General features: G+C 43.4%; 22 protein-coding genes and 1 other RNA gene. 17 read left to right on the forward strand and 6 right to left on the reverse strand.

All coding sequences use genetic code 11. The features are described 5' to 3' along the window. Window positions 1-23: 23 nt before the first annotated feature. The 5 genes from msbA to Q4549_RS01260 are packed head-to-tail and all read left to right on the forward strand — an operon-like array spanning window position 24 to window position 4,170. Entirely contained in the window at window positions 24-1,772 is a 1,749-nt protein-coding gene (gene msbA / locus Q4549_RS01240) for a lipid A export permease/ATP-binding protein MsbA (RefSeq protein ID WP_303553099.1), read from the forward strand. Further along, a complete protein-coding gene (gene lpxK / locus Q4549_RS01245) occupies window positions 1,772-2,758 on the forward strand; it encodes a tetraacyldisaccharide 4'-kinase (protein ID WP_303553100.1) in 987 nt (328 codons plus the stop codon). The genes msbA and lpxK overlap by 1 nt, the downstream gene beginning before the upstream one ends. Further along, entirely contained in the window at window positions 2,742-2,930 is a 189-nt protein-coding gene (locus Q4549_RS01250) for a Trm112 family protein (protein ID WP_137673012.1), read from the forward strand. Before lpxK ends, Q4549_RS01250 begins: the two co-directional genes overlap by 17 nt. Continuing rightward, on the forward strand, window positions 2,927-3,661 hold the full coding sequence (gene kdsB, locus Q4549_RS01255) for a 3-deoxy-manno-octulosonate cytidylyltransferase (RefSeq protein ID WP_303553101.1): 735 nt from the start codon (window positions 2,927-2,929) through the stop codon (window positions 3,659-3,661). The genes Q4549_RS01250 and kdsB overlap by 4 nt, the downstream gene beginning before the upstream one ends. A gap of 32 nt (window positions 3,662-3,693) precedes the next feature. Further along, window positions 3,694-4,170, forward strand: a complete 477-nt coding sequence (locus Q4549_RS01260) for a DUF2947 domain-containing protein (protein WP_137673010.1) — start codon at window positions 3,694-3,696, stop codon at window positions 4,168-4,170. A gap of 70 nt (window positions 4,171-4,240) precedes the next feature. Here the strand turns inward: Q4549_RS01260 and gltA are convergent, their stop codons facing one another. Beyond that, a complete protein-coding gene (gene gltA / locus Q4549_RS01265; RefSeq protein WP_137673009.1) occupies window positions 4,241-5,512 on the reverse strand; it encodes a citrate synthase in 1,272 nt (423 codons plus the stop codon). A 336-nt stretch (window positions 5,513-5,848) separates the two neighbouring features. Here gltA and sdhC point away from each other — a divergent pair, with 336 nt between their 5' ends. From sdhC to Q4549_RS01310, 9 genes are all read left to right on the forward strand, one after another. Beyond that, entirely contained in the window at window positions 5,849-6,292 is a 444-nt protein-coding gene (gene sdhC / locus Q4549_RS01270; protein ID WP_137673008.1) for a succinate dehydrogenase cytochrome b556 subunit, read from the forward strand. Further along, window positions 6,286-6,627 (forward strand): succinate dehydrogenase, hydrophobic membrane anchor protein, encoded by a 342-nt coding sequence (gene sdhD, locus Q4549_RS01275; RefSeq protein WP_137673007.1) that lies wholly within the window; start codon window positions 6,286-6,288, stop codon window positions 6,625-6,627. The genes sdhC and sdhD overlap by 7 nt, the downstream gene beginning before the upstream one ends. Window positions 6,628-6,632: 5 nt before the next feature. Beyond that, the gene (gene sdhA / locus Q4549_RS01280) at window positions 6,633-8,402 is read left to right on the forward strand and encodes a succinate dehydrogenase flavoprotein subunit (protein ID WP_137673006.1); all 1,770 of its coding nucleotides are present in this window, start codon (window positions 6,633-6,635) and stop codon (window positions 8,400-8,402) included. Window positions 8,403-8,413: 11 nt separating this feature from the next. Then, the gene (locus Q4549_RS01285; protein ID WP_137673005.1) at window positions 8,414-9,127 is read left to right on the forward strand and encodes a succinate dehydrogenase iron-sulfur subunit; all 714 of its coding nucleotides are present in this window, start codon (window positions 8,414-8,416) and stop codon (window positions 9,125-9,127) included. A gap of 124 nt (window positions 9,128-9,251) precedes the next feature. Beyond that, window positions 9,252-12,053, forward strand: coding sequence for a 2-oxoglutarate dehydrogenase E1 component (gene sucA, locus Q4549_RS01290; RefSeq protein WP_303553102.1), 2,802 nt, complete (start codon window positions 9,252-9,254; stop codon window positions 12,051-12,053). Between the two features lie 21 nt (window positions 12,054-12,074). Continuing rightward, window positions 12,075-13,259, forward strand: a complete 1,185-nt coding sequence (gene odhB, locus Q4549_RS01295; RefSeq protein WP_303553103.1) for a 2-oxoglutarate dehydrogenase complex dihydrolipoyllysine-residue succinyltransferase — start codon at window positions 12,075-12,077, stop codon at window positions 13,257-13,259. A gap of 92 nt (window positions 13,260-13,351) precedes the next feature. Continuing rightward, window positions 13,352-14,518, forward strand: a complete 1,167-nt coding sequence (sucC, locus tag Q4549_RS01300) for an ADP-forming succinate--CoA ligase subunit beta (protein ID WP_303508495.1) — start codon at window positions 13,352-13,354, stop codon at window positions 14,516-14,518. Then, complete coding sequence (gene sucD / locus Q4549_RS01305) at window positions 14,518-15,390, forward strand: succinate--CoA ligase subunit alpha (protein ID WP_303553104.1); 873 nt, start codon at window positions 14,518-14,520, stop codon at window positions 15,388-15,390. Before sucC ends, sucD begins: the two co-directional genes overlap by 1 nt. A gap of 216 nt (window positions 15,391-15,606) precedes the next feature. After that, a complete protein-coding gene (locus tag Q4549_RS01310) occupies window positions 15,607-17,694 on the forward strand; it encodes a hypothetical protein (protein WP_303508499.1) in 2,088 nt (695 codons plus the stop codon). A gap of 53 nt (window positions 17,695-17,747) precedes the next feature. Here the strand turns inward: Q4549_RS01310 and Q4549_RS01315 are convergent, their stop codons facing one another. Next, window positions 17,748-17,900 (reverse strand): hypothetical protein, encoded by a 153-nt coding sequence (locus Q4549_RS01315; protein ID WP_303553105.1) that lies wholly within the window; start codon window positions 17,898-17,900, stop codon window positions 17,748-17,750. A 462-nt stretch (window positions 17,901-18,362) separates the two neighbouring features. Between Q4549_RS01315 and pfkA the strand changes: the two genes are divergently transcribed. Beyond that, entirely contained in the window at window positions 18,363-19,325 is a 963-nt protein-coding gene (gene pfkA, locus Q4549_RS01320; protein WP_303509126.1) for a 6-phosphofructokinase, read from the forward strand. A 73-nt stretch (window positions 19,326-19,398) separates the two neighbouring features. On the opposite strand, the gene Q4549_RS01325 is transcribed toward pfkA, so the two are convergent. After that, on the reverse strand, window positions 19,399-20,190 hold the full coding sequence (locus Q4549_RS01325; RefSeq protein WP_303553106.1) for a DUF547 domain-containing protein: 792 nt from the start codon (window positions 20,188-20,190) through the stop codon (window positions 19,399-19,401). A 59-nt stretch (window positions 20,191-20,249) separates the two neighbouring features. On the opposite strand from Q4549_RS01325, the gene ffs reads away from it, so the two are divergent. Next, window positions 20,250-20,346, forward strand: an RNA gene (gene ffs, locus Q4549_RS01330) — signal recognition particle sRNA small type. Between the two features lie 363 nt (window positions 20,347-20,709). Here ffs and Q4549_RS01335 read toward each other — a convergent pair. The 3 genes from Q4549_RS01335 to Q4549_RS01345 all read right to left on the reverse strand — a co-directional run bounded on the left by Q4549_RS01335 (window position 20,710) and on the right by Q4549_RS01345 (window position 23,624). Then, entirely contained in the window at window positions 20,710-21,594 is an 885-nt protein-coding gene (locus tag Q4549_RS01335; RefSeq protein ID WP_303553107.1) for a hypothetical protein, read from the reverse strand. 61 nt (window positions 21,595-21,655) lie between these two features. Beyond that, window positions 21,656-22,573, reverse strand: coding sequence for a hypothetical protein (locus Q4549_RS01340; RefSeq protein ID WP_303553108.1), 918 nt, complete (start codon window positions 22,571-22,573; stop codon window positions 21,656-21,658). A gap of 46 nt (window positions 22,574-22,619) precedes the next feature. Next, window positions 22,620-23,624: a hypothetical protein gene (locus Q4549_RS01345; RefSeq protein ID WP_303553109.1), complete on the reverse strand. Its 1,005-nt coding sequence runs from the start codon at window positions 23,622-23,624 to the stop codon at window positions 22,620-22,622. A gap of 192 nt (window positions 23,625-23,816) precedes the next feature. Here Q4549_RS01345 and Q4549_RS01350 point away from each other — a divergent pair, with 192 nt between their 5' ends. Further along, window positions 23,817-24,977, forward strand: coding sequence for an arginase family protein (locus Q4549_RS01350; protein WP_303508530.1), 1,161 nt, complete (start codon window positions 23,817-23,819; stop codon window positions 24,975-24,977). The last annotated feature ends 32 nt before the right edge of the window (window positions 24,978-25,009 follow it).

Consider the following 25,009-nt stretch of genomic DNA (forward strand, 5'->3'; position numbering starts at 1 on the left):
TCCGATGGAATAACTCTGTTCTTATGATTCCAGAAACAGCTACTGATACAAAAGCGAACTATATCCGCTTATTAAGCTACGTAAAAGATCGCAAAATTGGCCTGATTGTCGCGATTATAGGCATGATTGGTTACGGTGCGGTTGATACGCTATTTGTGTATTCAATTAAACCTCTTATCGATGAAGGCTTGTCGGGGAAAAACCCAGACATTATGACTTATATGCCGATCTTCATTTTGGGGATTGTGTTATTGCGCGGTATATGCGGATTTGCCAGTAGTTACGGGATGTCTTGGGTTGGTGGTCACCTTGTGATGAAAATCCAACGGCAAATATTTAACCACCTGATGTTAATGCCAGTGTCGTTTTTTGATAAAAACCCAACCGGCACCTTATTGTCAAAAATCACCTATGACTCTAACCAGGTGAGTACTGCAGCTACCGCTAGTTTAGTGAACTTAGTTCGCGAGAGCGCCACTATCATTGGCTTATTGTGCTTGATGTTCTATAACAGCTGGCAATTGTCATTGATCTTCTTTGTTATTGGCCCTCCGGTTGGTTTTGCTATTAGCTTGGTGAGCCGCCGTTTCCGTAAAATTAGTACTCATTTGCAACATGCGGTAGGGAATGTCACCACCACTAGTGAACAAATGTTGAACGGACATCGTGAAATTCTATCTTTTGGTGGTCAGCCAAAAGAAGAAGAGCGCTTTAACAGTGCCAGTAATATGATTCGACGTCAGCAGATGAAAATGGCAACGGTAAGTGCAATTGCTAACCCTGCGGTGCAATTTATTGCGTCTATTGGCTTATCGGTGGTGTTGTTTGCAGCATCTTCTCCAGAGCTAGTACAAGAGCTTACGCCGGGTACTTTTACCATTATTGTTACGTCAATGATGATGTTACTAAAACCGCTTCGCGTGATTACTCAACTAAATAACGATGTACAACGTGCAATGGCCGCTTGTACAAGCTTGTTCTCAGTGCTAGACATGGATCCTGAAAATGATAAAGGCACCTTCGAAACGCCGAGAGCTAAAGGTAAAGTGGTTCTAAAAGATGTGCAGTTTACCTACCCAACTAAAAATGAATTAGTGCTTAAAGGCATTAATTTAACCATTGAAGAGGGGCAAACGGTGGCGTTAGTGGGGCGCTCAGGTAGTGGTAAAACCACTATTGCCAGCTTGTTACCCAAGTTTTATGAAGTTCAGCAAGGCTCTGTGTTGTTAGACGACAGACCTATTCAAGACTACAAACTCGCCAATTTGCGTGAGCAGTTTGCCCAAGTGTCTCAAACAGTACACTTGTTCAGTGGCACTATCGCCGACAATATTGGCTATGCCAAAGAAGACGCAAGCCGTGAAGACATTGAGCGAGTTGCTGAAATGGCTAACGTGACCAGTTTTGTTGATAAGTTTGAAGACGGCTTTGATACTATTATTGGTGAGAAAGGTGTGATGTTATCGGGTGGTCAGAGACAACGGATCGCCATTGCACGCGCATTGTTAAAAGATTCACCTGTGCTGATTTTAGATGAAGCGACTTCAGCCTTGGATACGGAATCAGAACGTAAAATTCAAGAAGCGATAGATAGAGTATGTTCAGACAGAACCGCAATTGTGATTGCTCATCGCCTTTCAACCATTGAAAGTGCAGACGTTATCGTTGTACTGGATGAAGGTGTGATTGTAGAGCAAGGTAGCCATGCTGAGCTAATGGCTCACAAAGGAACTTATCACCAATTACACCAAATTCAATTTGGCGAAAAATAGTGACCTTTTGGTATCAACACGCGCGGCAGCATAAAGGAAAATTACTTTTATTACTGCCGCTTAGTTATCTGTTTCGTTTAGTAACGATTGTTCGGCGTTTAGCTTATAATCGAGGCTGGGTGGCGAGTTACAGACCACCTGTACCCGTGGCGATAGTGGGTAATATTAGTGTTGGCGGAAATGGTAAAACACCGGTTGTTCTAGCCTTAGTCAAAGCGGCTCAAGAACGTGGGTTTAAGCCCGGTGTAGTGAGCCGCGGATATGGCGGTACTGCCAAAAATTACCCCTACAATGTGACTGAATTTAGCGCAGCGGCAGAATGCGGTGATGAACCTTTACTGATCCACCTACGTACTCAATGCCCTGTTGTGGTGGATCCTAATCGTAGCCAAGCCTGTAAAAGTATTGTTGAACAAGGTGTCGACCTCATCATTTGTGATGATGGTATGCAACATTATGCTTTACAGCGCGATATAGAAATTGCAGTGATCGACTCGCAACGCCGCCTCGGAAATGGCTTTTGTTTACCTGCAGGACCGCTGAGAGAACCCGCATCTCGTTTAGTTGATGTAGATTTAATCGTGAGTAATGGGCAACCTAGTTATTCAACTGAAAGCCATCTATTGCAATTGCAACCTAGTGCGCTGAAAGCCGTTAAGGGCAGTGGCGATATTCAAAGTGATAAACATTTTGATGCAGCCTTTGCAGGGATAGGTAATCCTGAGCGCTTTTTTGATTCTCTTGAATACTTGGGTTTTTCAGTTAAACAACGAATCAACTTAGAAGATCACCGCCCCCTAAGCCAAGAACAACATAAAGAATTGCTTGATAAAAGCGTGATTATGACAGAGAAAGATGCCATAAAATATCGCGATAGTGCCGGCACTAATTGGTATTATTTACCCGTAGATAGCGTGTTGCCAGAGCAGTTTTATCAACAGTTCTTCTCTTTATTACAGGAAAAATCTCATGTCAGTAGAACATAACCTATTAGAAATTGTGGCTTGCCCTCTATGTAAAGGTAAGTTGCATTTCGATAAACCTAACAACGAGCTGGTGTGTAAATTTGACCGCTTAGCTTATCCAGTGAAAGATGCTATTCCTGTTCTATTGGTTAACGAAGCACGAGAAATGTCGGCCAATGAGTTACCGCAATGAAGTTTGTGGTAGTTATACCGGCGCGTTATCAATCTACGCGTTTACCTGCAAAGCCCTTACAAGATATTGCAGGTAAAACCATGATTGAAAGGGTGTACCAACAAGCGTGTAAGTCGGGGGCTGAACGAGTAGTGATTGCTACTGATGATCAACGCATTGTTGAGGTTGCTAACAGCTTTAACGCAGAGGTGATTTTAACCGCTGATACTCATGAGTCCGGCACTGAACGTTTAGCTGAAGTATGTGAGCGGCTAAATTTTGCCGACGATACTATTGTGGTAAACGTACAAGGCGATGAACCGCTTATTCCTCCAGCGGTGATTAGTCAGGTTGCAGGTTTATTAGATAAAGCGCCAGAAGTGAAGATGGCGAGTTTATCGGTGCCTATTACCGATGATACAGATATTCATGATCCTAACGTGGTGAAAGTGGTGTGTGATAAAGATGACCACGCCTTGTATTTTAGTCGCTCGGCCGTGCCACACGAGCGCGATGGTGATTGGCGCAGTGAGCTTTACTCTCGCCATATCGGTATTTACGCATACCGTTGTCATTTTGTCGGCGAATATTTGCAGTTAAGTCCTTCTCCTATTGAAAAAATGGAGAAGCTAGAGCAACTGCGAGTGCTTTGGCATGGACACAAAATAAAAATGGCTCGAGCGATAGAAACACCTGCGCATGGCGTGGATACACCCGAAGATCTAGAGAAAATCAGAGCCCTTTTTAATTAGCCTTTTTATAATGGTAAGTAACCAGAGAACGTATGAATTACATTCCTTTAAGTGAGCATAAAAAAGCATGGATCTTTAAACGTGCTGATTTACCCGTGAGTGAGGCAGACTCCAGCCTGATAAAACCAATGACCGACACTCGCGCTACGTTACTTTGGAAAGAATCCGTCAGCAAACAAGTGGATCACCCAGACTTTTTTAGAAAAGGGGATTGGGCTTTTAATATGGATACTTGGACTGAGCAAGGTAATTGGGAAGATGTTTGGGATAGCGATCAACTTACCTTGCCGGAAGAACTGTTAGAACACCTACAGTGGCAAGATAACACGGTGGTTTATTACTGTAACGACCAACACAATGTGATTGAAACGACCTGGGCGGTGTTTAAGCGATGCTGGAAGAACTTTCTGTTTATGGACGATGGTGCATTGCTGATGGCTAAAAAGCGTAGCGAAGTCGCGCAGTTTCTTGCCAATGGCAGTTATCAATACGGTAACAAGCCTAGTTAACTAAATTGAAAGATAAAAAAATCCGAAACCTAGGTTTCGGATTTTTTGTTTAGCGCTCAGTAAATAAGATTTACTTGAACGGGCGGTGTGGTTCACCAGTGTAAAGCTGACGTGGACGACCAATTCGCTGAGTCGACTCTTCCATCATTTCTTTCCAGTGAGCAATCCAACCTACTGTGCGAGATAGCGCAAAGATTACCGTGAACATACTTACTGGGATACCAATAGCTTTAAGCACGATACCAGAGTAGAAATCTACGTTAGGGAATAATTTCTTCTCTTTAAAGTACGGGTCAGAAAGGGCTATACGTTCTAGTTCCATTGCAACATCCAATAATGGATCGTCAATGTTTAGCTCGTTAAGTACTTCATGACAGCTTTCACGCATTACAGTAGCGCGTGGATCGTAGTTTTTGTAAACGCGATGACCAAAGCCCATTAGGCGGAATGGGTCATCTTTGTCTTTAGCGCGTTCAATAAACTCAGGAATACGGTCTACCGAGCCTATTTCTTCTAACATAGTTAGACATGCTTCGTTGGCACCACCGTGAGCAGGCCCCCACAAACAGGCAATACCAGCAGCGATACAAGCAAATGGGTTAGCACCTGATGAACCAGCTAAACGCACTGTAGAAGTAGAAGCGTTCTGCTCGTGGTCTGCATGCAAAGTAAAGATGCGATCCATAGCGCGTTCTACAACTGGGCTTACCTTATATTCTTCAGTAGGTACTGAGAACATCATATTCAAGAAGTTTGCTGCATAGCTTAAATCGTTACGAGGGTAAACGAACGGTTGGCCAGCAGAATACTTGTAGCTCATGGCTGCAAGCGTTGGCATCTTGGAAATTAAGCGGTAGGCCGCTATTTCGCGGTGACGCTCGTTAGAAATATCCATCGAGTCGTGGTAGAAAGCAGATAAAGCGCCAACTACACCCACCATGATCGCCATAGGGTGCGAATCACGACGGAAACCTTGGAAAAAGTGGATTAACTGTTCGTGCACCATGGTGTGGCGTGTAACAGTTGTTTTAAATTTCTCGTATTGTTCAACGTTTGGTCGCTCGCCGAACAAGAGAATATAACAAACTTCAAGGTAATCAGCATGTTTTGCTAGGTCCTCAATTGAGTAACCTCGGTGTAACAAAATACCTTGCTCACCATCAATATAGGTGATTTTTGATTCACATGAAGCGGTCGCTAAGAAACCTGGATCAAAGGTAAAATACCCTTTTTTACCTAGAGTTCGAACATCAATTACGTCATGTCCCGCTGTACCAGACATTATAGGCAAATCGTATGCCTCTTGGCCTGGCAGCGTTAGGGTGGCTTTATTGTCAGCCATAGCACGTCTCCCTTGCTTGTTCTAATTGTATTGTTATTTTGGATACAAAGCGCAGCACATTCTGACCCAACACTAGACCAAATGTCAATTAGCCTTGGTTGTGATTTATGGTGACTTATAGCGTTAATGTTAATTTTTCGATTTAAGTTGGCTGTTTCGTTGCGCTAAATTAGCTAAATGAAGGAAATGTTAATTGTATTTGTATAATGTGGGCGTTATACTTTGCTCGAAGTATAGCGCTAGTCCGAGCATTTTTTGCGCAATATAAATGGTAGTTTTTAGACTTTAGTCTAGTTTATGGCCTTAAGTTCACAAAATTAACATTATCGCAACTCGATGCCCTGTCCAGAGCTTCACTTTATAATCATAATAATACTCAAGGACCTGAGTGGGCAGAGAATCGTGAAAACAAAACAAAGACCAGTAAACCTCGACCTACAAACCATCAGATTTCCCATTACCGCTATTGCATCCATCTTGCATCGTGTTTCCGGTGTGATTACATTTTTCGCCTTGGCTATTTTGCTTGGCCTACTTGCTGAATCCCTTCAATCAGCAGAAGGTTTTGCAAATGTGCAGTCTATTATGGATAACTTCTTAGTTAAGTTAATCATTTGGGCCAGCCTAACTGCGTTGATGTATCACATAGTTGGCGGAATACGTCACTTGATTCAGGACATGGGCTATTGGGAAGAGCTAGATAGTGCCTCATCTAGCGCTAAAATCTCATTCATTATCACTGCTGTACTGGCAGTACTAATGGGAGTAATCGTATGGTAACTAATGCTGCAACTTTTGGCCGTAGCGGCGTACATGACTATTTGCTCATTCGCGCAACCGCCATCATCTTAACTTTATATACAATCTACTTGTTAGGCTTCTTCGCATTTAACGATGTGACATATCAGTCTTGGAGTGGATTCTTCGCTTGGCTTCCAACCAAAGTATTTACCTTGCTTGCGCTGTTCTCGATGTTGATACACGCATGGATTGGCTTATGGCAGGTACTAACCGACTACGTTAAATGCACGTCATTGCGTTTAGGTTTACAGTTTTCTTTAACAGTTCTAGCGCTTGTCTATGTTGCTAGTGGCTTGTTTATTATTTGGGGGTAAGTCGAGTGGCAATTTCTATTCGAGAATTCGACGCCGTAGTTATCGGCGCAGGCGGTGCGGGTATGCGCGCTGCTCTACAAATTTCTGAAGAGGGCAAGTCTTGCGCCCTTATATCTAAAGTGTTTCCTACTCGCTCTCACACCGTATCTGCTCAGGGTGGTATTACGGTTGCTTTAGGTAATTCTCACAAAGATAACTGGCAATGGCACATGTACGATACCGTTAAAGGGTCTGACTACATTGGTGACCAAGATGCCATTGAATATATGTGTAATGTAGGCCCAGAGGTCATTATTGAGCTAGAGAAAATGGGCTTGCCATTTTCCCGTTTCGAGGACGGTTCAATTTACCAGCGACCATTTGGTGGTCAATCTAAAGAATTTGGCGGCGAGCAGGCAGCGCGCACTGCGGCTGCAGCCGACCGAACCGGTCATGCCTTGTTACATACGCTTTATCAACAAAACGTTAAGAAAAAGACCACCATTTTCTCTGAATGGTATGCCTTAGACTTAGTGAAAAATGCTGAAGGCGAAGTGGTGGGTTGTACCGCCATGGATATCGATAGCGGCGAAGTAGTTTATTTCAAAGCAAAAGCAACGGTTTTAGCAACGGGTGGAGCAGGGCGTATTTTTGCTTCTACTACCAATGCACACATTAATACTGGCGACGGTGTTGGTATGGCGTTACGTGCTGGCGTACCAATCCAAGATATGGAGATGTGGCAATTCCACCCAACGGGTATTGCTGGTGCTGGAGTACTGGTTACTGAAGGTTGTCGTGGTGAAGGTGGTTACCTTCTTAATAAAGATGGTGAACGCTTTATGGAGCGTTACGCGCCAAATGCTAAAGACTTAGCCGGCCGTGATGTTGTTGCTCGCTCGATGATGACAGAAATTCGTGAAGGCCGAGGCTGTGACGGCCCATGGGGTCCACACCTTAAACTAAAACTTGATCACCTTGGTGAAGAAGTATTAGAAAGCCGTTTACCGGGTATTTGTGAATTATCTCGTACCTTTGCTCACGTTGATCCAGTAAAAGAGCCTATTCCGGTGATTCCTACTTGTCACTACCAAATGGGTGGCGTGCCTTGTAACGTAAATGGCCAAGCTATTACTAAAGACGAGAACGGTGAAGATAAAATCATCAATGGCTTGTTTGCGGTGGGTGAAATTGCCTGTGTGTCTGTACACGGAGCAAACCGCTTAGGTGGTAACTCATTGCTTGATTTGGTGGTGTTTGGCCGCGCAGCAGGTAAGTTCTTAGGTGAATACTTAAGCGATGACATCAACATGGCTGACGCTACTGAAGAAGAGCTAGCAGCAGCGATGGCGCGATACAATCGTTGGGAAAATTCAACGTCTGACGGTGAAGACCCAGTGCAAATCCGTAAAGACTTGCAGCAGTGTATGCAGCTTAACTTCTCAGTATTCCGTGAAGGCGAGTCTATGGCTCAAGGTTTAGAAGAGTTACAGGTGATTCGTAAGCGCTTAGAAAATGCTCGTCTTGATGATAAATCAACTGACTTTAATACCCAGCGTGTTGAATGCCTAGAGTTAGATAACTTAATGGCTACCGCTATTGCAACGGCTCACGCTGCAAACTTCAGAACTGAAAGCCGTGGTGCGCATAGCCGCTTCGACTTCCCAGAGCGCGACGATGCACAGTGGTTATGCCACTCGCTATTCGATCCAGCTACTGAAACCATGGGGCGTCGTGAGGTGAACATGTCACCAAACCTGCGTGAAGCTTTTGAACCTAAAGTTCGTACATATTAAGGAGGCGGCAAATGAACGTTAATTTTTCTTTGTACCGCTACAACCCGGATACTGATACCAAGCCAAATATGAAGTCATATCAACTTGAGGTCCCTGAGGGCTCTGATATGATGGTGCTAGACGCATTAATTTTGCTTAAAGAACAAGACCCTAGCATTGCTTTTCGCCGCTCTTGCCGCGAAGGGGTGTGTGGTTCAGACGGTATTAACATGAACGGTAAAAATGGTCTGGCATGTGTTACACCTTTGTCAGACTTATTGGGTAAAGGCGATATAGTTATCCGCCCATTACCTGGCCTTCCTGTGGTTCGCGACTTGGTTGTGGACATGGGACAGTTCTATGATAACTATGCTCGCATTAAGCCATTTTTGATTAATGATGAGCAGATTCCGCCAGCTCGCGAAAACTTGCAGAGCCCAGAAGAGCGTGAAAAGTTAGACGGTATGTACGAATGTATCTTATGTGCATGTTGTTCAACTTCTTGTCCTTCATTCTGGTGGAATCCAGAGAAATTTGTTGGTCCCGCCGGTCTACTTGCAGCCTATCGCTGGCTTGCAGACAGTCGTGATACAGCAACAGACGAACGATTATCAGAATTAGATGATGCTTTCAGCGTTTTTCGTTGCCATGGCATTATGAATTGTGTAAGTGTTTGTCCTAAAGGATTAAACCCGACAAAAGCAATCGGCCATATTAAGTCGATGCTGATAAAACGGGCTGTTTAGCAAAAGTTAATTTTTATAATTAGCTTGGTTCTAAATAGCCATTTTACTTCGGTAGAATGGCTATTTTTTTATCAAACCCTATAAAGTCATACAGTGACGTAGAAAATAAAGGGATAGCGTTTAAATGCAAAATGGCGTAATGAAAGCCTGGCTAGAGTCCTCGCATTTAGCTGGTGCCAATTCGACCTATGTGGAAGACCTCTATGAGGCGTTTTTAGAAGATCCTTCATCTGTATCTGAAGAATGGCAGGAAGTATTCACTGAACTCCCTGCTGTAGAAGGTACATCTGAAGATACCCCGCACGCTCCAATTCGTGATTACTTTCGCCGTTTAGCGAAAGATACCTCTCGTTTTAGTTCACCTGTTGAAGATCCTCAACACGGTGCCAAACAAGTTAAAGTGTTGCAGTTAATTAATGCTTACCGCTTCCGTGGTCATCAGCATGCGCAACTGGATCCTTTAGGTTTATGGCAGCAAGAACGTGTAGCCGACCTCACTCCTGAGTTTCATGCTTTAGACAGCGCAGACTTTGAAGAAACCTTTAATGTAGGTTCTTACGCCATTGGTAAAGACACCATGGCGCTTAAAGATTTGCACAAATCTTTGCTTAAAACCTACTGTGGCTCAATCGGTGCTGAGTATATGCACATCACTGATACTGACGAAAAACGCTGGATTCAAAGCCGTTTAGAGTCTGTAGAAGGCCAAGGTGAGTTTACTCAAGAAGATCGGGTTCGTTTCCTTAAAAGCTTAACCGCAGCCGAAGGCTTAGAAAAATACCTAGGGGCTAAATTCCCTGGTGCTAAGCGTTTCTCGCTAGAAGGCGGTGACAGCTTACTCGTTATGCTAAAAGAGATTGTTCGCTCTGCGGGCATTCAAGGTACTAAAGAAGTTGTAGTGGGCATGGCTCACCGCGGTCGCCTAAACGTATTGGTGAATGTGTTAGGTAAAAATCCATCAGAATTGTTTGATGAGTTTGCTGGTAAACACGACGATACTTGGGGTACTGGTGATGTAAAATACCACCAAGGTTTTAGTTCAGACTTTGCCACTCCGGGTGGTAACGTGCACATGTCATTAGCGTTTAACCCGTCTCACTTAGAGATTGTTAATCCAGTCGTCATGGGTTCGGTACGTGCCAGGCAAGATCGACGTGCAGGTGAGAATTGTCTGCCTATTACTATTCATGGTGATTCGGCGATTGCCGGGCAGGGCGTAGTTCAAGAAACTTTTAATATGTCACAAGCGCGTGGCTTTAAAGTGGGCGGTACGGTGCGTATTGTAGTCAACAACCAGGTTGGTTTTACTACCTCTAATCCTCGCGATACTCGCTCAACACAATATTGTACCGATATTGCGAAAATGGTTCAGGCGCCGATTTTCCATGTTAATGGTGATGACCCAGAGGCTGTCGCTTTCGTTAGCCGCATGGCCTTAGATTACCGCAATACCTTTAAGCGTGATGTCGTGATTGACTTGGTATGTTATCGCCGCCATGGGCATAACGAAGCCGATGAGCCAAATGCTACACAGCCTTTGATGTACCAAAAAATCAAAAAACACCCAACGCCGCGTAAGTTTTACGCCGACGTATTGGTAGAACGTGGCCAGTTAGATAGTGCCGAAGTCACTGCGCTAGTTAATGGTTACCGTGACCAACTCGATAATGGTGATTGTGTTGTCGACGAATGGCGACCAATGACCGAACACAGTGTTGATTGGCGCCCGTACCTTGGTCACGAGTGGGACATGGAGTACAGCTCTTCATTGCCTATCGAAGCCGTTAAAGATTTAGGTGAACGTTTAACCAAACTGCCGGAAGAGCACAAGCTTCACCCTCGAGTTAAGAAAATTAACGATGATCGTATGTTAATGACCCGTGGAGAAAAACCGGTTGATTGGGGCTTTGCAGAGAACTTGGCTTATGCGAGCTTGCTTGATGAAAAGCAAAATATTCGTATCACTGGTCAGGATTCTGGTCGTGGAACATTCTTCCACCGTCATGCTGTATTACACAATCAAACTGATGCCTCTACCTATGTACCGCTTAAGAACTTAGCTGAAGACCAAGGCCATTTAGCCCTATTTGACTCAGTATTGTCAGAAGAAGCTGTGTTAGCGTTTGAATATGGTTACACCACTGCAGAGCCTTCTACTTTAGTGATTTGGGAAGCGCAGTTTGGTGACTTTGCTAACGGCGCTCAAGTGGTTATTGACCAATTCTTATCCTCAGGCGAGCAAAAATGGGGCCGTATGTGTGGCCTGGTTATGTTGCTTCCCCACGGTTACGAAGGACAAGGTCCAGAGCACTCATCAGCGCGTTTGGAACGCTACCTTCAATTATGTGCTGAGCACAACATGCAAGTGTGTGTGCCATCTACGCCAGCTCAGGTTTACCATATGTTGCGTCGTCAACAGGTGCGTCCAATGCGTCGTCCACTGGTGGTTATGTCGCCTAAGTCGCTATTACGTCATCCATTGGCGGTATCTAGTTTAGAAGAGTTGGCCGATGGTCAGTTCCAAAATGCGATACCAGAGATTGATGATTTAGATCCAGCGCAAGTGCGTCAAGTGGTGATGTGTTCAGGTAAAGTGTATTACGACTTACTAGAACAACGCCGTAAGAACGAGCAGACTGACGTAGCGATTATTCGCGTAGAGCAGTTATACCCGTTCCCAGACCAAGACGTGCAACAGATTTTTGAGCAATACAAACACGTAGAAAGATTTGTTTGGTGTCAGGAAGAACCACTAAATCAGGGTGCTTGGTATAGTAGCCAGCATCACTTTAAATCGGTAATCCCTGCCGGAGCAGATTTACGTTATGCTGGCCGACCAGCATCAGCATCACCTGCGGTTGGGTATATGTCTCTTCACTTAAAACAACAACGCGCCCTCGTTACTGATGCGTTGACAGTTGAATAAAAAAGAATAAAGGAAGCCTTAATGAGCATTGAAATTAAAGTGCCAGACCTACCCGAATCAGTAGCTGATGCATCGATTGCAACATGGCATAAACAGCCGGGTGATGCGGTTGAGCGTGATGAAGTCATTGTAGATATTGAAACCGATAAAGTTGTTCTAGAAGTGCCAGCAATGGAAGCCGGTGTTCTGGAAGAGATTATTGAAGCTGAAGGCGCTACCGTTCTTGGTCAGCAGCTTATCGGCCGGATGAAAGCTGGCGCAGTTGCTGGTGAAGAAGTCAGCACCAAAGCCGCTGACGCTGATGGCGAAAAAGCCGACAGCGGTGATGAGTTATCACCTTCTGTACGCCGCCTAGTGGCAGAGAAGGGCATTGATGCTTCTGCAATTAAAGGCACAGGCCCTAATGGCCGAGTGACTAAAGAAGATGTTGAAGCGCATATTGCTAAGCCAGCTTCTAGCGCTGCTGCACCTAAAGCAGAAGCTGCTCCACAAGCACCATTATCTTCACGTAGCGAAAAGCGTGTAGCAATGACTCGTTTACGTAAGCGCGTAGCTGAGCGTTTGCTTGAAGCGAAAAACACCACGGCGATGTTAACGACTTTTAATGAAGTAAACATGAAGCCAATCATGACATTGCGTAAGCAATACCAAGAAGTGTTTGAAAAGCGTCACGACATTCGCCTTGGTTTTATGTCGTTCTACGTGAAAGCGGTAGTAGAAGCATTAAAACGTTTCCCAGAAGTGAATGCTTCTATTGATGGGGACGAAATTGTTTATCACAACTATTTTGATGTGAGCATTGCCGTATCAACCCCGCGTGGTTTGGTAACGCCTGTATTGCGCGACTGTGATTTGCTGAGTGTTGCTGATATCGAAAAAGGTATTCGTGAACTGGCTATTAAAGGTCGTGATGGTAAGTTAACCGTTGAAGAGTTAACCGGTGGTAACTTTACCATTACCAACGGTGGTGTATTTGGCTCGCTAATGTCTACGCCAATTATTAACCCACCGCAAAGTGCTATTTTAGGCATGCACAAAATTCAAGACCGTCCAATGGCTGTAAATGGCCAAGTGGAAATTCTACCAATGATGTACTTAGCATTGTCTTATGACCATCGCTTGGTAGATGGAAAAGAGTCTGTTGGTTTCTTAGTAACCATTAAAGAGTTACTCGAAGATCCAACACGCTTATTGCTCGACGTGTAATAAAAGTTTGTATTGGGCCTGAGTTTCAGGCCCTTATTCGGAAAGGTGTTCAGCACCTCTAATGTATCCCCTAACACTATGGATAGAACATCATGAATTTGCATGAATATCAGGCCAAGCAATTATTTGCCGACTATGGCTTGCCAGTGCCAGAAGGTTACGCCTGTGATACCCCACAAGAAGCAGCTGAAGCTGCGGGTAAAATCCCTGGCTCTACCTGGGTAGTTAAAACTCAAGTTCACGCAGGTGGACGTGGTAAAGCTGGTGGCGTAAAAGTTACCTCTGATAAAGAAGAAATTAAAGCCTTTGCTCAGCAATGGTTAGGTAAGAACTTAGTGACTTACCAAACGGATGCTAACGGCCAACCAGTATCAAAAATCTTGGTTGAAGAAGCATCAGATATTGCTAACGAGCTTTATTTAGGTGCGGTAGTAGACCGTGCTTCTCGTCGCGTTGTATTTATGGCTTCAATTGAAGGCGGAGTGGAGATCGAAAAGGTCGCCGAAGAAACGCCTGAGCTGATTCATCAAATGGAAATTGATCCATTAGTGGGTCCACAACCATATCAAGCGCGTGAGCTAGCGTTTAAATTAGGCCTAGAAGGCACTCAGATCCGTCAATTCACCAAAATCTTTGTTGGTTTGGCTGAAATGTTCACTGACCATGATTTAGCTTTACTAGAAATTAACCCTCTAGTAGTAACCGGTAGCGGCGATTTAGTGTGTCTAGATGGTAAAATCACCATCGACTCAAACGCCATGTACCGTCAGCCTAAGCTACGTGAAATGCATGATCCTTCGCAAGAAGATGAGCGCGAAGCACATGCCGCTCAATGGGAACTAAACTATGTAGCCCTAGATGGCAGCATTGGTTGTATGGTAAACGGTGCTGGTTTAGCAATGGGAACCATGGATATCGTGCAATTGCACGGTGGTTCTCCGGCTAACTTCTTAGATGTTGGCGGCGGCGCAACCAAAGAGCGCGTAACCGAAGCATTTAAAATTATTTTGTCAGACGACAAAGTAAAAGCGGTATTAGTAAACATCTTCGGCGGAATCGTTCGTTGTGACTTAATTGCAGACGGTATTATCGGCGCAGTTGAAGAAGTTGGCGTAAGCGTACCAGTAGTTGTTCGCCTAGAAGGTAACAATGCTGAATTAGGTACCCAACGTTTGGCTGAGTCTGGCCTTAACATTATTGCAGCTACCAGCTTAACAGACGCTGCAGAGCAAGTAGTTAAAGCTGCGGAGGCCAAATAATGAGCATTTTAATCGATAAAAATACCAAAGTGATTTGCCAAGGTTTCACTGGCGGACAAGGTACCTTCCACTCAGAGCAAGCGATTGAGTACGGAACGCAAATGGTAGGTGGTGTATCACCTGGTAAAGGCGGTCAAACTCACCTAGGCCTTCCAGTATTTAATACAGTAAGAGAAGCTGTAGAAGCCACTGGCGCGGACGCAACAGTGATTTACGTTCCTGCTCCTTTCTGTAAAGACGCTATTTTAGAAGCAATCTCTGCGGGCATTAAAATCATCATCACCATTACTGAAGGTATTCCAACATTGGATATGCTAGACGTAAAAGTGAAGTTAGATGAAGCTGGTGCTCGTATGATTGGCCCTAACTGCCCAGGCGTAATTACCCCTGACGAATGTAAAATTGGCATTATGCCTGGTCACATTCACAAAGCTGGTAAAGTAGGTATTGTATCGCGTTCAGGAACTTTAACTTATGAAGCAGTTAAGCAAACTACCGACGAAGGGTTTGGTCAGTCTAGCTGTGTTGGTATTGGTGGTGACCCAATTCCTGGTTCAAACTTCATTGATATTTTGGATATGTTCCAAAATGATCCGCAAACAGAAGCCATTGTAATGATTGGTGAAATTGGCGGTAGTGCTGAAGAAGAAGCTGCTGCTTACATTAAAGCTAATGTGACTAAGCCGGTAGTCTCTTACATTGCTGGTGTTACAGCTCCTCCTGGTAAGCGCATGGGCCATGCTGGCGCTATTATCGCAGGCGGTAAAGGTACCGCAGCAGATAAATTTGCTGCTTTGGAAGACGCTGGTGTTAAAACAGTACGCAGTCTTGCTGATATTGGTAAAGCATTACGCGAAGTAACAGGCTGGTAAGCTTTTTACGTTTAATATTAAGGCGCCGTAGGGCGCCTTTTTTGTGACTATTGTTTTAGCTAGAACAATTGGCTCTTAACATTTTGGTAAACTCAACTAACTACAATCACAATAAACAGCGCGAGAAGCCTGAATTACTTGATTTTGTGAGGGGAATGAACAAGGATGGAGGTATAAAAAATAAAATTAAAACTAGACTAACAACAAGGATGAACTATGAAGGATTCACCTCCTATAGAACACTTGTATTACACCGAACCTAGCCTAGATAAAATTCTAGGTAACCTTGATAAGGTGAGACAAAACATTTTCCCTAACTTATCTGAAGAAAAAGATCTGTTAGAGCAAAGTTTTCCATCGGTTTGTTTAATTGGCCTTGGCCGATGTGGTTCGAATATAGCACTCGATGTAGCCACCTTGGTTTACAACTCCCGCACACATTACCTCAACGAAATTGAATACCAAGATCAAATCGCACAAGAGCGTGAATTTAAGCCAATGCGTTGGATTAAAAATCATTTGCCACTGGATAACGGTAACGGTGACAACCCAGTATTTTTAATCGAGCCTGTGGTGTTGGTGGGGGACTTAGATAAAGACATCGCGGGTCGTATTAAATACTCCTCGCAAGCTGGGCGTCAAAAATTCTTAGAGGAATACAAAAAACTCCAGCTAATGGATTTGTCTGAAGTACATGCCGGTGGTGCGGGTAACGCACCTATCTTAGGCCAGTACTTAGCCAAAATTATTCTTAATAAAGAAACCGGCAGTTTTAGAAATGAAGACTGGCGACATATTCATTCTTACTTGGTTGACTCTTGCGGTATCAAAGCTAACCAATCGCGCTTGTATTTTTATATTTTCAGCGCGGGTGGTGGTACTGGCTCTGGTATGGCATCAGAGTTTGGTTTAGCGCAACAGTTTTCCTACCTTAGCAAAACCTTCGACTACCAAGTATCGCCGTCTAATCAGCCAGATAAACGCGACTCATTTGTTTTCGAGCCTATCTTTACGTCGGGTATTTGTATTCTGCCAAATATTTCTGGTAGCAGTATTGAAGTGTCTGAAGCGCTGCACATCAACGCCGGACGCTTGCTGTGTAAATATCTTTCTGAGGAGTGGGATTTCTCCTACAACGTTGAGCGCGAAAGCAATGACGCACCAGAAGATGTAATGAAACGCATTCGTCCTTGGAACTCAATGATGCTGATCTCTAACGACATCATGCGTTATGTAGAGCAAGAAGAGAGCGAAAACGGCAAAGATATTGATGTAAACACCATGGAGAAATACGCTAACCAGTACATTTCTCAGCAAATATTTAATATTTTAACGGCTCAAGCCGTTACTACCGATTACGACGAGAACTACTTCCGCCGTGCGGGTATCGATATCTCTGAAACCGTGCGTTTAGACGCCAACGATTTGTTCATGAGTATGGCTGGGCCGGTTGCAGTCGCTTACGCAGAAAGCGTAGTGAACAAATCAGTGAACGATGATGTAGACATTGACGAGCTATTCTTCCGTTCTATTGATTTGCCACACTTTAACCGCGATACCCAAGCGATTGAAGGTATCAGTATTCTGCCTATCGAGTCTCAGCGCTATAAGCAGTCTTTGAAGAAGTATCAAGAAAGCAAATATGATGCTGAACAGTTAAACGATTTACACTTCTTTAAGCATTGTTCATCGGTAATTTCGATTATTTCGCTGCCTAAAGATTACAAGTTGTCGTTTATGGACTTGAATAAACTCAAGGTTCATATCAACAAACTGTTCCCAAATACCACGCTTAAACGTTATGCCTTGGTCATTGGCGCATCAGCGAATTTATCTTTAACCACCTTGGTGGCCAAAAGCCCTTGTTTAAGTGACGACTTCTTAACCTTAGTCGTGGCTTACATTAAGCGCTGTTTTGCCAAAGAAGAGTACCGTTATAACGATGATATCGACCAAGCTATTTTGCGCTTTATTACTCAAGAAGAGTTTAAACCAGAAGAGTTACAAGAATTTTTGTGGGACTTTGAAAACCCAGCCAAGATTTTAGATACAAACTGGTACGCCATTAAACCAATGTACGAGAAGAAGTACCGTGAGTTAATTGGCGAGCCAGATAAGTTTGTTTCTATTAACGATATCCGTTTAGACTTTAAAAATGTTGAAAATGCGATTAAATATCTACGCGAAATTTATCGTCATAGAATCAGCAAAACCAATATTTTGTCTTTAGATAATCAAGCTGAGGGGGTGATTCATTTATCACCGGGTTTACATTCTATTGAACCTGTTCCAGACGCTAAATAGTAAACACTAAAAAAGGGGCTTTAGCCCCTTTTTTGTTGAGTAAACGGTAACAACTAATTGTTGCTTAAGTTCTCGCTGTTCAATACTAAGTGCTGTTCTTCAGCGTCTAGGTTTTGCTCTTGTTGACGCAATAAATTGTAGTTTTCTATAGCTCTGCGGTTGGTCGCAACATTTCGTTCGATGGCATATTGAAGATCAGACTTCATGGGATTCCCTTTAAATACATGATCAAACTTATTGACCTCATGGTCGGCACAAGTTTGCAGGCGGTATGTTACATTTATGTGAATGAAAAGTGAAGTCTTAACTTGCGTTTTAAACAGACCTTGCTGCTTAAATGTGCAAATTTAGCAGAAAGCCTAAATCCATCTATAATCCGATGCATGCCTCGTGATTAAACTTGGACAAGGGTGAAAATTTGTTTCAAAATGTGGGTGTTATCTGATTAGGGTCATAAAACTTTTACCCATGGCGTGGCACAATGCGCGCACTTAAAAACAGTTCGATGAAAACGCGGCAACGCAGGCTTCGAAGCTGTTAACAGAAAATATTTATTGCCCCCGACTATTCTCGTTAAGCAAATAAAACCAATAAGCATTAACAGGGTAGTGGGAGGAATCGTTGAATTATTACGTAAGTTTTGGTCAGTTCAGCTTGGTGAGGGAATGATGGTTAAGAAAATTGGTGTTTTAACGAGTGGCGGCGACGCTCCTGGTATGAATGCAGCAGTACGCGCAGTTGTGCGTAGTGCTTTATCTAAAGGTATTGAAGTATACGGCGTATACGACGGTTACATGGGGCTACATGACGATAACATTAAAAAGTTAGACCGTTATAGTGTGTCTGATGTTATCAACCGTGGTGGCACGTTCTTGGGCTCAGCACGTTTTCCTGAGTTTAAAGAACTTGCAGTGCGTGAAGTTGCCGTACAAAACATGAAGAAACATGGCATCGAAGCGCTAGTAGTAGTGGGCGGCGACGGTTCTTACATGGGCGCTAAAAAGCTAACTGAAATGGGCTTCCCATGTATTGGTCTACCAGGCACTATCGATAATGATATTGCAGGTACCGATTACACGATTGGCTTCGACACCGCATTAAATGTAGTGATTGATGCTATCGACCGTATTCGTGATACGTCTTCTTCACATAACCGTATTTCTGTTATCGAAATCATGGGCCGTTACTGTGGTGACTTAGCCATGCAAGCAAGTATTGCTGGCGGCGCAGAATACGTGATTATTCCTGAGAAAGGTTTCGATCGCGAAGGTTTGTTACAAAGCCTTCAAGATGGTCAGAAAAAAGGTAAAAAACACGCCATTGTTGCTATTACCGAACACATTACTAATGTGAACGAGTTAGCTGCCGGTATCGAAATGGCTACAGGCCGTGAAACTCGCGCAACCATTCTTGGTCATATTCAGCGTGGCGGTACACCAACCGGTCGTGACCGCGTAATGGCTAGCCGTATGGGCGCTTACGCCGTAGAGCTGTTGCTTGAAGGCGAAGGTGGCCGTTGTATCGGTATTCAAAACAACACCATGGTTCATCACGACATCATTGATTGTATTGAAAACATGAAACGTCCATTCAACGAAGAGTTGTACGACTTATCTACAAGCTTGTTCTAAGCTTTTAGCGTTGAATAAAAAAGCCCGCTACAGCGGGCTTTTTTGTACCTGTGTTTTAGCTTAATCGCGGTAGCTAGCGGTAATCATTTAGCGACCAATTGTAATCTAAGTAGCTAATTTTTGCCGCTTTCACTTGCTCTGGTGTAATCCTTAAATCAACGGCATAGTCACTAAGGTAGCTATTTAAGCTCTTACCAAAGTCACCTTTGTACCACTTAAAAATAGACGACAGCTTTAAGCGATTGCTCTCTTTGTCATAGTGGTTTTTGTTACTTTGCAAAAATTCTCTAAAAGCCTGTTTAAGCTGTTGTTCAACAGCATCGCCGGTAAAGGCAACGCTTTGCAAAGGCGGGCAACTAATGGCAGCACACACCACCGCCGCATGAATATGCGGGTTGTTGTAGCCTGGGCGAATCAAATCATGTTCGATATGATCTAGGCTGACTTTCTCACCAAACAATAAGAAACGTTTTTTCTTCCAAGGCGATTGAAACAAATTACCTAAATCACGAATTGAGGTGATGTTGGGGTAGGCAGTAAGAATAAACTGAACCGTATAGGCGTTATAGGCATTGATAAGAAACGCCAGTTGTTCATTGTCACTCCACTTATCAAACTGAGCTTGGCTCACTGATGCGATAGACGCTAAATATTGATCTAATTGCTGCTGATTAAAGTCACCGTAATCAACGCGGCTTTCTTGGTTTGCTACTGGCCAATGTACGTATTGTTTAAGCAAACCATCCCATTGCGAGTGATCGAAAGACTCAGCCAATGCCAAGGGCGAAGAAATTAAACTCAGAAGGATTAAAACTTGAGCAAACAAACGTTTTACTGGGCTAAAAAGCGCGTTTAGCGTTTGCAATACTGTAAGGCTTAAGCGAGAATAGCCTCGCTTCTTCGGAAGCTCATCTATGGTGGCCCTATTGGTCCTCCCGCATTGATACTCTGTGAACTCGGCCAGGCCCGGAAGGGAGCAACCGCAGCAGACGACTCGAGTGCCGGGATGTGGCTGGTAGGGTTGCCACCCAATCTTATAAGTTACTAATTCGATAAGATTTCTCACATATCTTCCTTTTTAAAATTCAATGCTCAGTCAGCGCTGTTTATTTGTATAAGCCTATTTGAGCTTAGCTTATCCAACTCTTAAGGTGTTTTATCTAAGCGCAATATTGCTGTTAGTTAAGACAGGGATAGTAGAGGATTACTTTCAATGTCGCGCACAAACTTCGCATCGTGTCGTAATTGATATTCAATTAACCCATTGAGACCTTGTTGAATGAACGCTTTAGTTGTCAAACTGGCTAAACGTCCTCAACAAGTGCTGTAGGTTTGCAAGGCCGGTTAATAGAGTCCACGTAACAAGCAATGAACCTAGAAGAACTCAAGGCGCTTTAACTTTCTCTTCGTGTTCTAGGTCGCGAAAAAGGTTTTGTCGCCAATCAAATTCTAAGCTGCGGTCGTTGGGGGTGGGGTTGTAGTAGTAGGTGAATCTAATAGCGCCTGCGCTTTTTTTCTTTACTTGAGATGAGGTATTAATATAGCCAAGTACTTTTCCATAATTTGCGTTTATTATTTCACCTTCACTATTGATCTCGGTATTTACACGAAAAATATAACCTAAAGCAGATTCATCATAGTTTAGGAGCCGTTTGCTATCCAAACCTTCGCGTGACTTCTTAAGTACTAGGCTGTTTTTATATGACTGACTATAAGCCAGATAAGGGAATTTAAATTCAGAGGTACTAGTGTTTTTACTTACTTCAATTATTCCATCTAGTGAGTTTGGGAAGGTTATATTTAGTGCGCTGTGGTGATTCCACATATCTACATACTCTCCATCAAGGTTAAAGTAGATATGGGCGGTATTTCCCTTACCATAAGGAGCAACCCAATCGGCTTGCTCAAAGTCAAAACCAATCTTCGCTTGTTTCTTTGGAAAACGGAGAATATGTGTTTTGGCATACATAGCCGTTGGGTTTTTCTTTTTGCGCAGCTCTACAGTGAGGTTTTGGTCGCTAGGACCGGTTCTTAATTTAGATTGGTAGTAACCTTCTTTATTTACTCTGACTATTACCCCGAGGTTTTGTCTACGAGTAGCTTTAAGTTGTCCATTTTTATCTGTTAATTCTTTGACATTAGCTCCTTCATTACCAAGGATAAAACCCAAAAAGACTTCAGCATTCTCTACAGGTAGACCATCTTGATCTACCACTTTAAGTTTTACGCTAGTTAATGTGCTTGCGCAGGCGCTCAAGTTAATCAACACTAGGATTAGCGTTAGGCGTTTAACTAATAAAATCATTATCAATTCTTTAGTACTTGGCGGGTTACGGCTCATAGACTTTCTCTTCGTGTTCTAGGTCGCGAAAAAGGTTTTGTCGCCAATCAAACTCGAGGCTGTGGTCGTTGGGGGTAGGGTTGTAGTAGTACGTGAATCTGATGAACCCGAAACTTTTCTTCTTTTTGCTTTCTGCTGCTGAGGCCCAAATATCCCCTGATATTTTTCCATAATTAGCATGTATTACCTCACCTTCACTATTGACCTCGGTATTTACGCGAAAAGTATAACCCAGAGCAAATTGGTCGTAATCGGTCACTTTATCTGAGCCAGAACGAAAACTTTTTAATGTGATACCATTTTGGTAATTGTCTTGTGATGCAAGGTAGGGAAACTGGTATTCGGAAGCTGTGGAGTTTTTTGTTAGCTTAATCAGTCCATCTTCCGGGTTTGAGAAGCTTATTCTCAACTCATCACTGTAGTTAGTGGTGCTTATAAATTGACCATCTAAGTAAAAGAAAACATGGGCAATATTTCCTTTTCCATAAGGTGCAACCCAGTCGGCTTGTTCGAAGTCAAAACCAATTGCGGTTTTTTTCTTGGGGAAGCGAAGAGTCAGCTTTTTGGCATACATAGCGGTGGGAGTTTTCTTTTTACGCAGCTCGATGGTGAGGTTTTGGTCGCTAGGGCCGGTTCTTAATTTAGATTGGTAGTAACCTTCTTTATTTACCCTGACTATTACCCCAAGATTTTGTCTGCGAGTAGCTTTAAGCTCTCCATTTTTATCTGTTAATTCTTTGACATTAGCTCCTTCATTGCCAAGGATAAAGCCCAAAAAAACTTCAGCATTTTCAACAGGTAGGCCATCTTGATCTACCACTTTTAGCTTTACGCTAGTTAAGGTGCTCGCACACGCTGTCATGCTCATTAAAAGCAAGCTGAGTATGAGCCTTTTAGTTAGGGTCATTTACCTGTTCCTTGGTGTTTCTTTTTATTGCTGCTGGTTTGCAAGCTTAAGGCTCCCTAATTGTCTCATTGAGTTTTAGATCTATGAAAAGGTTTTGCCGCCAATCATACTCTAGGCTACGGTCGTTGGGGGTAGGGTTGTAGTAGTAGGTGAATTTTACAAAACCTACATTTTTGCGTTTGGTGGTGCCGGTGTAAGATGAGCCGAGGAATTCACCTGATATTTTTCCATAATTGGCATGTACAACCTCACCTTCACTATTTAGTTTAGTATTAATCCGAAAAATGTAGCCTAAAGCAGAATTGTCGTAGGTGGTAAAGCTCTTGCTGTTGGAGGATGTTTGGTGTTTTAATGTGAGGATATTTGTGTAACCTAATTGAGGTGCCAGATAGGGAAACAGATACTCGGAGTTAGTTGTAGCTTTATTTAATTTAACTAAGCCATCATCTGCATTAGCAAAAGAGATTTGCAGTTCATCGTTGTTGTTGTGTACATCAATATATTCACCGTCTAAGTAAAAGAAAATATGAGCAGTATTCCCTTTACCATAAGGGCTAACCCAATCAGCTTGCTCGAAATCAAATCCGATTGCTTCTCGTTTCTTGGGGAAGGGAAGAAGAAGCTTTTTAGCATACATGGCAGTGGGGTTTTTCTTTTTGCGCAGCTCCATGGTGAGGTTTCTATTGCCACTGCCGCCGGTTCTTGTTTTTGACTGATAGTATCCCTCTTTGTTTATTCTCACTATTACCCCAAATTGACCAACGCGTAATGCTGTTGCCTCTCCCTTTTCATCAGTCGTTCCTTTAAATTTATTACTGCCTTTGCCGAGCAAAAAACTCATACTCACTTCTGCATTCTTAACAGCTTGGCCATCTTGATCAATCACTTTGAGCTTTATTTCGGTTAATGAACCGAAGCAGGCAGTTAGCCCTAAAATTAGCAAACTTAGCGCTAAGTGTTTAATTAAGATGATGTTTGGCCCCTTGGCATAACCCGTTATTCCTTTAACTTTATGGTTAGCTAGTGTGTCTTTTGTTACTAGCCTTGTCAAAGCTATTGATTTAAAAACATTAGCTTTTACATGATCTTATGGCGTTATCTCATCCTCTTGTTACCCTTTGTCACCGGGTTACTCCAGTAACTTACTTCTTTGTGTTCGCTCTAAAATCCACAATGGCTCCGTCAAAACAAAACAGCGTTACGCCAACTGCTTAATCGCTGATTTAAACCGGAGATTTATACTATGACTACATCTACTTTTAAAAAGCATCCGCCAATTCCAGCTGAGCGTTTGGCTAAATATCAAGATTTATGGATGAATTCGCAGAGCATCGATGGTATCGATCAAGACGTGATGGAACACTTAGTGCGCATTAGCGAAATGGGCGGTGTTGGCCTAGAGGTGGTAGGTAACCTAAACAAAGAATACTTAGGTGCATTTATGGCGCCGTTCTCTCGCGATACCAAGAATGCCGATATTGTGGTGGTGGGGCAGCCTTTAGAAAAAGCCGCACCTATGAATAGCTCGCACAAATATGGGCCAAAGGCCTTGCGTGAAATTTCTAAAAACGCCATGGGTACTATTGAGCCAAGCCCAACCGGTGGATGGGATATTCCGTTTGATGATGCGCGTATTATTGATTACGGCAATATTGATACTTACGGCCAGTTTGATATGAAAGATGAGGTGCAAAAAATTGTTGAAGAGTACGAGAAAATTGTACTGGAAGACGATTGCGTTACCTTTACCTGGGGCGGCGACCATACCACCAGCTATGCACCCATTGCGGCTTTAGGTAAAAAGTTTGGCCCATTAAGTTTGATTCATTTTGATGCGCATTATGACTTGGTAACATTCGCTGACTTTGAATACCCGTACCATTCGGGCAACCAGTTTACTCGTAACTTTGCTGAAGGGAATCTAGATCCGGAACGCATGATTACCATGGGCATTCGTGGTCGAATGACAGCTTTAGTCGGCGGCCATGCTAAAAACTTTGGGGTAGAAACTTATACCTCTGACGATGTGTTCGACTTAGGCACCACCGAGATCGCCGAGCGTATTTTGCAGCGAGTAGGTGATGGTCCTTGTTACTTTAGCTTTGATCTTGATTCATTAGATGCCACAGACAATGCCTCTAACTCGGCGATTGAACCCTTTGGCCTTAAGTCACGCCAAGTGTGGGATATTATTCGTTACTTGCGTAAGCACGGTAACATTAATTTAGTAGGGGCCGACGTGGTGGAATACACACCACAACACGATATTTCTAAGCGTGATGGTTACATTGCTGCGGGTATTAGCTGGAAGCTGCTTTGCTGGTTAGCCGACTGCACTGCTAAGCGTAACGGTGAAAAACGTAAAACAGAATGGCCACAAGCCTTTGGCAAAGCCAGTTTGTAATGAATGAGGCGGCAGTAATGTCGCCTTTTTGT

It is taken from the genome of Agarivorans sp. 2_MG-2023 (assembly GCF_030548085.1).
Classification (GTDB): Bacteria; Pseudomonadota; Gammaproteobacteria; order Enterobacterales; family Celerinatantimonadaceae; genus Agarivorans.

Coding starts and splice junctions, on each gene's coding strand:
- sucD (WP_303553104.1), top strand. CDS start 14,518: ATGAGCATTTTAATCGATAAAAATACCAAAGTGATTTGCCAAGGTTTC.
- odhB (WP_303553103.1), top strand. CDS start 12,075: ATGAGCATTGAAATTAAAGTGCCAGACCTACCCGAATCAGTAGCTGAT.
- Q4549_RS01340 (WP_303553108.1), bottom strand. CDS start 22,573: ATGACCCTAACTAAAAGGCTCATACTCAGCTTGCTTTTAATGAGCATG.
- Q4549_RS01310 (WP_303508499.1), top strand. CDS start 15,607: ATGAAGGATTCACCTCCTATAGAACACTTGTATTACACCGAACCTAGC.
- kdsB (WP_303553101.1), top strand. CDS start 2,927: ATGAAGTTTGTGGTAGTTATACCGGCGCGTTATCAATCTACGCGTTTA.
- sdhD (WP_137673007.1), top strand. CDS start 6,286: ATGGTAACTAATGCTGCAACTTTTGGCCGTAGCGGCGTACATGACTAT.
- Q4549_RS01250 (WP_137673012.1), top strand. CDS start 2,742: ATGTCAGTAGAACATAACCTATTAGAAATTGTGGCTTGCCCTCTATGT.
- sdhC (WP_137673008.1), top strand. CDS start 5,849: ATGCCCTGTCCAGAGCTTCACTTTATAATCATAATAATACTCAAGGAC.
- Q4549_RS01350 (WP_303508530.1), top strand. CDS start 23,817: ATGACTACATCTACTTTTAAAAAGCATCCGCCAATTCCAGCTGAGCGT.
- sucC (WP_303508495.1), top strand. CDS start 13,352: ATGAATTTGCATGAATATCAGGCCAAGCAATTATTTGCCGACTATGGC.
- sucA (WP_303553102.1), top strand. CDS start 9,252: ATGCAAAATGGCGTAATGAAAGCCTGGCTAGAGTCCTCGCATTTAGCT.
- pfkA (WP_303509126.1), top strand. CDS start 18,363: ATGGTTAAGAAAATTGGTGTTTTAACGAGTGGCGGCGACGCTCCTGGT.
- msbA (WP_303553099.1), top strand. CDS start 24: ATGATTCCAGAAACAGCTACTGATACAAAAGCGAACTATATCCGCTTA.
- gltA (WP_137673009.1), bottom strand. CDS start 5,512: ATGGCTGACAATAAAGCCACCCTAACGCTGCCAGGCCAAGAGGCATAC.
- Q4549_RS01315 (WP_303553105.1), bottom strand. CDS start 17,900: ATGAAGTCTGATCTTCAATATGCCATCGAACGAAATGTTGCGACCAAC.
- Q4549_RS01260 (WP_137673010.1), top strand. CDS start 3,694: ATGAATTACATTCCTTTAAGTGAGCATAAAAAAGCATGGATCTTTAAA.
- Q4549_RS01285 (WP_137673005.1), top strand. CDS start 8,414: ATGAACGTTAATTTTTCTTTGTACCGCTACAACCCGGATACTGATACC.